The sequence below is a fragment of the Paracoccus xiamenensis genome, assembly GCF_011308835.1.
GTDB lineage: Bacteria > Pseudomonadota > Alphaproteobacteria > Rhodobacterales > Rhodobacteraceae > Paracoccus > Paracoccus xiamenensis.
The window spans coordinates 1-8,232 of the sequence record NZ_JAAOHY010000015.1 but is presented as its reverse complement, the minus strand read 5'-3'; the positions used below and the strand labels follow the sequence as shown (position 1 = coordinate 8,232).

Annotated in this window: 4 protein-coding genes and 3 pseudogenes; 6 read left to right on the top strand and 1 reads right to left on the bottom strand. The window is 57.9% G+C overall.

What is annotated here, in order from left to right:
- Positions 1-133: 133 nt before the first annotated feature.
- Positions 134-418: pseudogene (locus G7044_RS18130) on the top strand (hypothetical protein); the annotation flags it as partial.
- Between the two features lie 84 nt (positions 419-502).
- On the opposite strand, the pseudogene G7044_RS17750 reads toward G7044_RS18130, so the two are convergent.
- Positions 503-1,692 (bottom strand): annotated as a pseudogene (locus G7044_RS17750) (IS3 family transposase).
- Between the two features lie 183 nt (positions 1,693-1,875).
- On the opposite strand from G7044_RS17750, the pseudogene G7044_RS17745 reads away from it, so the two are divergent.
- From G7044_RS17745 to G7044_RS17725, 5 genes and pseudogenes are all read left to right on the top strand, one after another.
- Positions 1,876-2,271, top strand: a pseudogene (locus G7044_RS17745) (TonB-dependent receptor domain-containing protein); the annotation flags it as partial.
- Positions 2,272-2,650: 379 nt separating this feature from the next.
- Positions 2,651-3,043 carry a hypothetical protein gene (locus G7044_RS17740; protein ID WP_166331334.1) on the top strand — a complete coding sequence of 131 codons (393 nt, stop codon included), beginning with the start codon at positions 2,651-2,653 and terminating at the stop codon, positions 3,041-3,043.
- Between the two features lie 237 nt (positions 3,044-3,280).
- The gene (locus tag G7044_RS17735) at positions 3,281-6,070 is read left to right on the top strand and encodes a bifunctional aconitate hydratase 2/2-methylisocitrate dehydratase (protein ID WP_166331332.1); all 2,790 of its coding nucleotides are present in this window, start codon (positions 3,281-3,283) and stop codon (positions 6,068-6,070) included.
- A gap of 172 nt (positions 6,071-6,242) precedes the next feature.
- A complete protein-coding gene (locus G7044_RS17730) occupies positions 6,243-7,175 on the top strand; it encodes a helix-turn-helix domain-containing protein (RefSeq protein ID WP_166331330.1) in 933 nt (310 codons plus the stop codon).
- A 50-nt stretch (positions 7,176-7,225) separates the two neighbouring features.
- Positions 7,226-8,128: a TonB-dependent receptor plug domain-containing protein gene (locus tag G7044_RS17725; RefSeq protein WP_166331328.1), complete on the top strand. Its 903-nt coding sequence runs from the start codon at positions 7,226-7,228 to the stop codon at positions 8,126-8,128.
- Positions 8,129-8,232: the final 104 nt, after the last annotated feature.

The following is an 8,232-nucleotide window of genomic DNA, read 5'->3' as shown; positions in this document are numbered from 1 at the left end:
AGTTGGGTGATGGTATTCTCTGGCATGTGGCATATCCCTTTCTCGGCTGAGAATTGACGGCGCGTGAACACCGCCATGATATGCCGCCCCTCAGGGCATCACCAACTTTCGCTCATTACTCCATACCCATCCGGCAGAGTTGAAACGAAGGATCAAGGAGATTCTCGAAACGCACGTGCGATATGGTCACCGCCGCGCATACATTGTTCCGCAGCGCGAGGGCTGGGGCGTCAGCATCAAGCCGGCCCATAGTGTTTACAGAGCTTTAGGCCTGTAGATGCGGAACAGTGAGGCGTGAGCCACCACCGGTCCGAGGCCATACCGAACACCGGAGCGGCGCCTGAAAGCCAAGCTGTGCAACGATCGTGCGGAAGCAGTTGGGCCGAACGATTTGTGGGCGATGGATTTCCTCCACCATTAGCTGGCCTTGGGCAAGAATGCAGATCCTGACAGTCGTCGACACACGTTTGATCAGCCCCACTTCGGTGGTCCAACTGGATTGTTAGTGCATGACCGGCCTTTGGCCCATCGGGATGATGGCTTCTGGGGCTGGAGGTCGATAGCCCAGTGCACTGTGAGGGCGTTTTGTGTTGTAGTGGTTCCTCCATGCTTCGATCAGGATCTGGGCCTCACGGAGGCTGTAAAAGACCTCGCCGTTCAGCAGCTCGTCGCGGAAGCGGGCATTGAAGCTCTCGCAGTAACCATTTTCCCAGGGTGATCCCGGCTCGATATAGGCCGTTTTTGCCCCGACGGCTGCGATCCAGTCGCGGACGGCCTGGGCGATGAATTCCGGGCCGTTGTCTGAGCGGATGAAGGCAGGCACGCCCCGAAGGATGAACAGATCGCTCAACGCATCGATCACATCGGTCGAGTTCAACCTGCGCCTGACCCTGATCGTCAGGCATTCGCGACTGTGTTCATCCAGGATGTTCAGCGTCCGAAAGGCCTTGCCGTCATCGGTTCGGCAATGGACAAAATCATAGGACCAGACATGGTCGCGGTATTCCGGTCGCAGCCGGACGCAGGATCCGTCGTTCAGCCAGAGCCGTCCCTTCTTCGGTTGTTTCATTGGTACTTTCAGCCCCTCACGCCGCCAGAAGCGCTCAACACGCTTGTCGTTCACCTGCCAACCTGCATCGCGCAACAGGGCCGCAATCCGGCGATAACCATAGCGGCCATATTGGCGCGCCAACTCGATCATGTCTGCGACCAGACGGTCTTCGTCTGCCCGACCTCTCGGCTGCTTGCGTTGGGTCGAACGATGCTGACGCAACGTCCGGCAAACCCGGCGTTCGGAAACGCCCAACTCACCGCGAACATGATCGATGCAGGCCCGGCGGCGAGCGGGGCTCAGGGGCTCCGCCCGTTTGTGCGCTTGAACGATCCACTGGATCGTTCATCACGACGTGAACCGCTTCAAACTCCCCGGGCCGCCTCGGTCAAAATGAGTTTGTCCAGCGTCAGATCCGAGACCGCGCGTCGCAGCCGTTCATTTTCCTGCTGCAGCCGCTTCAGTTCCTTCAACTGATCTACACCCATGCCGCCATACTGTTTCCGCCAGCGGTAATAGGTCTGTTCAACAACCCCGATCTTCCTGATCGCGTCCAGACGGGACATCCCTTGCCCCATCAGAACCTCAACCTGCCGCAACTTCGACACAATCTCTTCCGGCTTCGGTCGCTTGTTTGCCATTACTGATCCTCCGTTTCCTAAACATAACGGCGGACCACTTCAGTGCGGGAGGATCACAGGTTGTCGCTGGCCTATGATATCCGACCTGAGATGACGGTCGGCGCAATGATCAGCAAGGGCTATCTGCCCGGCGGTTCTGGCACCAATTTCCGCGGCCGCTAATACTATCAGTTCGATCCGGAAACGGCTTGGAACTATGAGCATTTCGTTCGGGGCAATGCACTGGACGGCGCGCTGAATTTCTCTGGCAACCTGTTCTATACAGAATACAAGAATATTCAGCGGTCCGTAGCCAATTGCCTTGATGCCGACTGCAAGGTCACCCAGGGCTCGATGATCGTGAACGGCGAACGTGCGGAATCCTATGGTCTGGAGCTTTCCGCAGACTATCAAGTGACGCCGACGCTGTTCCTGTCGGGCAGCCTTGGCGTTCTGGAAACCGAGGTGACCGAGTTCAGCGATCACGATGGAAATCAGTACGAAGGCAATGCCTTTGCGAACTCACCCTCCTACTCCCTCAGTCTTGCAGCCGCTTGGGATATCACGCCTGAACTGACGCTGAGCGGCGATGCCAGATAGCATTTTATCAGCGCGGTGCGCGTGACGGTCGAAGAATTACCCGCAACGTCCAGCATGCGCCGCATCAACGGCACATGGTACTCGCAGTACCTCGACCACCCCTGTGTCATGTTGTGTGGTCGCCGATGGAAGCGACACCGTCTGGACGACCTTCCTGAAGTATGTGGCAATCCAGAATCTGGAAAAAGATGCATCAGGTGACCCTGTTGCGATCAGCCTAGACAAGCCGGCTTTGCAGTTTCAGAGGCCTGCCGATCAATGTCGTACGCAATCGCATGCCAAATTATATTTGCGTTATTCTTCTGAAGCGAGGCTTTACAGAAAGTTCAACAGGTTGCCGTTTCGGCACCCAAGCCGCAGAATGCTCTGGAAGCCTATCATGACCCCATCTGAATACCCGCTTGGCCTGTCCGATCTGACCGAAGACGAGGAAATCGTGGTCGGCCTTTATCGGGACTGGCAACGCGTCGGCCCGACAGCTTCCGTCGCCGAGCAAAGCCTTGCAACCTTGCTGCAGGGTCATCCGCTGCATGGGTTGCTCGATGGGATATTCGCCCAGTTCCGCGCGGTCGGGCCAGATGATGCGCATGACGGCAGGACATCGGCCAGTTTCCTTCTTTCAGATGCTTACAAACACGTGCTCGGACTGGTATCGCAGGCAGACCCGCAGCCGGCCCTGTTGATCCGTCACCCCGCGACAATCGCACGTAACGGCGAAGACATGCTGAGCGAACGCATTACCGCCAGCTACCGCATGTTATTCAGGGCGTAATCGCCGCCATCATGCATACGCGGGCAGTCCGGCCCTGAGAGTATCTGAAACAGGCCGCCTTGATGAAGTGCGGCCTGCGGCTTTATGAACTTCTGTCAATGGAATCGGTGGTTGCAATATCCACGGCATGCGTATATCCCGCCGCAATGTATACCGTTGTACACCAAACTTGTCTCGATATGGTGCTGTGGCGGTCACGAAAAGCAGAATCCGCACCATAGCAACAGGGAAGTTCAGATGAGCCTCTATGCCAGCTACCTTGAAGAAATCACCGCGCGCAAAGAACAGGGGCTGAGCCCGAAGCCGATCGACGATGGCGCGCTGACCGCCGAGATCATCGCTCAAATCAAGGATGCCGGTCACCAGCACCGCGCAGATTCCCTGCATTTCTTCATCTATAACACCCTGCCCGGCACGACGAGCGCGGCAGGCGTGAAGGCACGTTTCCTCAAGGAAATCATCCTTGGCGAGTTCAGCCTGCCCGAAATCACCCCGACATTCGCCTTTGAGCTTTTGTCGCATATGAAGGGCGGCCCGTCTGTCGAGGTGCTGCTGGACCTCGCACTCGGCGATGATCAGGCCATCGCGTCGCAGGCCGCAGAGGTGCTGAAAACGCAGGTCTTCCTGTATGAGGCTGATACCGATCGCCTGAAAGCGGCCTACAGCGCCGGCAATCCGGTCGCCGAGGATATCCTGCAAAGCTATGCCAAGGCCGAATTCTTCACCAAACTGCCCGAGGTCGAGGAAGAGGTCGACGTGGTCACCTTCGTCGCCGCCGAAGGCGACATCTCGACCGACCTGCTGTCGCCGGGCAATCAGGCCCATTCCCGCGCCGACCGCGAACTGCACGGCAAATGCATGTGCGACGAGGCGGCGCAGAAGCACATTGAAGAACTGAAACTGCAGCATCCCGACAAGCGCGTCATGCTGATCGCCGAGAAGGGCACGATGGGCGTCGGTTCCTCGCGTATGTCGGGCGTCAACAATGTGGCGCTCTGGACCGGCAAGCAGGCTTCGCCCTATGTGCCTTTCGTCAATTATGCGCCGGTCGTGGCCGGCACGAACGGCATTTCGCCGATCTTCCTGACCACCGTCGGCGTGACCGGCGGCATCGGGGTTGATCTGAAGAACTGGGTCAAGAAGATGGGCGATGACGGCAAGCCGATCCTTGGCAATGACGGCAACCCGCTGCTTGAACAGAAATACTCGGTCGAGACTGGCACGGTTCTGAAGATCAACACCCGCACGAAGAAGCTGTTCAGCGAAGACGGCAAGGAACTGGTGGACCTGTCCGCATCCTTCACGCCGCAGAAGCTGGAATTCATGAAGGCGGGCAGCTCTTACGCGATCGTGTTCGGCAAGAAGCTGCAAACAACCGCCGCCGAAATTCTGGGCGTTGAGCCGCCGGTGGTCTTCGCACCTTCAAAGGAAATCAGCCATGAGGGTCAGGGCCTGACCGCGGTTGAGAAGATATTCAATGCGAATGCCGTCGGCGTTGCCGAAGGCAAGGTGCTGCATGCAGGGTCCGACGTTCGCGTCCGGGTCAATATCGTCGGCAGCCAGGACACGACCGGGCCGATGACCGCGCAGGAGCTGGAGGCGATGGCGGCCACCGTTCTTTCACCGGCGGTCGACGGCGCCTATCAGTCCGGCTGCCACACGGCCTCGGTCTGGGACGCCAAGGCGCAGGCGAACACGCCGAAGCTGATGGCCTTCATGAACAAGTTCGGCCTCGTGACCGGTCGCGACCCGAAGGGCGTCTATCACGCCATGACGGACGTGATCCACAAGGTGCTGAACGACATCACCGTCGATGACTGGGCCATCATCATCGGTGGTGACAGCCATACCCGCATGTCGAAGGGTGTCGCCTTTGGCGCGGATTCGGGCACCGTCGCGCTTGCTCTGGCAACGGGTGAGGCGTCGATGCCGATCCCGGAATCAGTGAAGGTCACCTTCAAAGGCGAGATGGCCGATCACATGGACTTCCGCGACGTGGTCCACGCGACGCAGGCGCAGATGCTGAAACAGCATGGCGATAACGTCTTCCAGGGCCGCATCATTGAGGTCCACATTGGCACTCTGCTGGCCGATCAGGCGTTCACCTTCACCGACTGGACGGCCGAGATGAAGGCGAAAGCCTCTATCTGTATCTCGAATGACGACACGTTGATCGAGAGCCTTGAGCTGGCAAAGAGCCGTATTCAGATCATGATCGACAAGGGGATGGAGCAGGAAAGCGGAATGCTGGCCAAGCTGATCGGCATTGCCGACAAGCGCATTGCCGAGATCCGTTCGGGCGAGCGTCCGGCGCTGAAACCCGATGACAACGCCAGCTATTTCGCCGAAGTCGTCGTGGATCTGGATGCGATTGTTGAGCCGATGATCGCCGACCCGGATGTGAACAACGCCGATGTGTCCAAGCGCTATACCCATGACACGATCCGGCCGATTTCATATTACATGGCCGAAAAGAAGGTCGATCTGGGCTTTGTCGGCTCCTGCATGGTCCATAAGGGCGATATCAAGATCGTCGCCCAGATGCTGCGCAATGTCGAAGAGAAAGAGGGCAAGGTCGAATTCAAGGCCCCGCTTGTCGTTGCCGCGCCGACCTACAATATCATCGACGAGTTGAAGGCCGAGGGCGACTGGGAGATCCTTCAGAAATATTCGGGCTTCGAGTTCGACGATTTCAATCTGAAAACCAAGGCGCGGACCGAATACGAGAACATCCTTTATCTGGAACGTCCCGGCTGCAACCTGTGCATGGGCAATCAGGAGAAGGCCGAGAAAGGTGACACTGTGCTTGCCACCTCGACCCGGCTTTTCCAGGGCCGTGTTGTGGCGGATACCGAGACGAAGAAGGGTGAATCGCTGCTGGCCTCGACCCCGGTGGTGGTGCTTTCGGCGATCCTCGGCCGCACGCCGACCCTGTCGGAATACAAGGAAGCCGTGAAGGGCATCGACCTGACCAAATTCGCACCGCCGAAACAGACACCGATTGATACGCTTTCGGTTCATTTCTGAACCGCGCTTCATGACAAGAAGGCCCGCCGGAATGGCGGGCCTTTTTCACCTGGCGGCCCAATACGCCGCTTCGCACGACGCGATCGGCAACGAGGTGGCTTGTGCGAATTTAAATAACCGAGTAAATAAATCAGAAATTTCCCTACCTTATGCCCCCCCCCCGGAGAGTTGTATGAATGTTGCCGTCGGAAAGTGGCCAGCGGAACGCTCTTTCACTTACCGGAAATGCAATGGCCTCGTGTTTGGTGGGTACGATAAGATCTACTCGAGTGAAGTAGAGATCGAGTCGATCCAGCCCCCAGGCTTGTTCGTCGGCCTGATGCTGTGTGGACGGTCCACCTCGATAAGCGTTTCCGGCAGAGAACGCATGCAGATCCCGGTGGGACGTCCCGTCATCATCAGCTTTCCCGACCGGACATTGTGCACCAATAGTTACGGGACCAGCGAATTTTGTGCCGGTGTCGGATTGAACATCGATTTTCAGAAACTGCAGACGGAGGGGCCACCCTCCCTGAAGGCCTGCATCGGGCTTTTGCGTGCCCGCTTCGAGCGGAGAGCAGACCTGACGGTTTTGCCAGCGCTGCCCGAGGTGAATGATCTCGTCGAGCGCACCTTCCAGATCCAGCAAGATGCACCGTTCAGCGAACTGGAACTCGAAGCGAGCATGCTGAACTTCGTTGCATTGATTTGCAGGGCGGTGGAGCAGTTGGATCATGCCGGTAGAACGAGGGGCAATCTAAGCCAGAGAGAGCGAAACCGGGTCAGGCTTGTCACAGAATACCTGCAAAGCAATCTTGAGCGCACACCTTCGCTTGCCGAGCTTGCCCAGCTCGCGGGCGTGAATCCAAGCACACTCGCGGCGAATTTCAGATCTGGCCATGGTCAGACCATTTTTGCATTCCTTCGTGACCTGCGCCTCGACAAGGCGCGGAGCCTTCTCAGATGCCAGGGAACATCTGTCACCGAAGCTGGAATGCGCGTCGGATTTTCAAGCTCAGCTGCCTTTTCAACAGCTTATCGTCGGCGATTTGGCCATTCGCCAAGCCAGGAGATCAAAGAAGAACCCGATCTCGACAAAGTAAAACCCGATCCCAAGAAGGCATAGACTGGACCGGTCCTGTAACCTCTTCGGAAATTTCCGGATGAGGAACGCGGATGACCCGTACACCACTACGTATTTTCGTGATTGCGAGCGCGATCACATCTCCTGGACTGCTCGGCGCTCAGGAGGCGATCACACAGCTTCCCACGCTCTACCTTCAGGCAGACCGGCGGGATGAGGAACTGAAGGACCAGCCCCGCGCTGTGACGGTGCTGACAGATGCGAACCTTCAGGCATCGCCGACCGAACCCGGCGCAGGAATTGCCCTGCATTCGCCGGGGCTGACATTTTCCGGCTTTGGACAACCCGGAACCGATTTTCTGAATATCCGCGGTGTTGGCCCGCTTGGTTACCCGCTGAGCGCGACGGACCACATCGTCGCTTTTTCGGTGAACGAGGTGCCGACCTCTGGTTTCGGGTTTCCACCCGCAATGCTGGACATGGATCAGGTCGAAGTGTTCCGAGGACCGCAGGGAACAGTTTTCGGCCGCAATGCCCTTGGTGGCGGGATCAACTTTGTCCCGCGGGCGGCAGACGGTGTTCGCGAAAGGCGTTTCGTGATCGAGGCGGGAACCGATGGATATCGCGTCGGCGATTTCGTTGCAGGCGGATGGCTGGTCGAGGACCGACTTGCAGGACGCATCGCCTTGCGGTTTCAGGATTTTGACGGCGACATTCCGAATACGATCGCCGGCGGAACCGAGGGCGGCGCATCCCTGTCTGCGGCACGGCTTTCGCTGACAGCTTACACCGATTCGGGTTGGGATATTTCGGCAATGCTTCAGGGTGACCGTAGCAAGCGCCACAGTTCCTATCTGCTTTACTATGAACATCCAGATTTCCCCGAAAGCGGAGATGACTTCATACCCGAAAACAGTCGCGAGAACCGCCAGTTCATCCTGAAGGCGGGAAAAGACTTTGACGGAATGCGCTTCACTTTGTCAACGGCGGCGTAAAACCCAGCCACTGGGCGGCGCAAAAGTCGGCCACCCTTGCGCGCGGCTGAGACCGCCGTGAGGGCGTAGCCCGAGCGGGGGTCTCAGCCGCGTGGTTCGATTTT

Bases quoted from the DNA above. Each gene is read 5' to 3' on its own strand.
- G7044_RS17735 (WP_166331332.1), top strand. From the start codon at position 3,281: ATGAGCCTCTATGCCAGCTACCTTGAAGAAATCACCGCGCGCAAAGAA.
- G7044_RS17725 (WP_166331328.1), top strand. From the start codon at position 7,226: ATGACCCGTACACCACTACGTATTTTCGTGATTGCGAGCGCGATCACA.
- G7044_RS17740 (WP_166331334.1), top strand. From the start codon at position 2,651: ATGACCCCATCTGAATACCCGCTTGGCCTGTCCGATCTGACCGAAGAC.
- G7044_RS17730 (WP_166331330.1), top strand. From the start codon at position 6,243: ATGAATGTTGCCGTCGGAAAGTGGCCAGCGGAACGCTCTTTCACTTAC.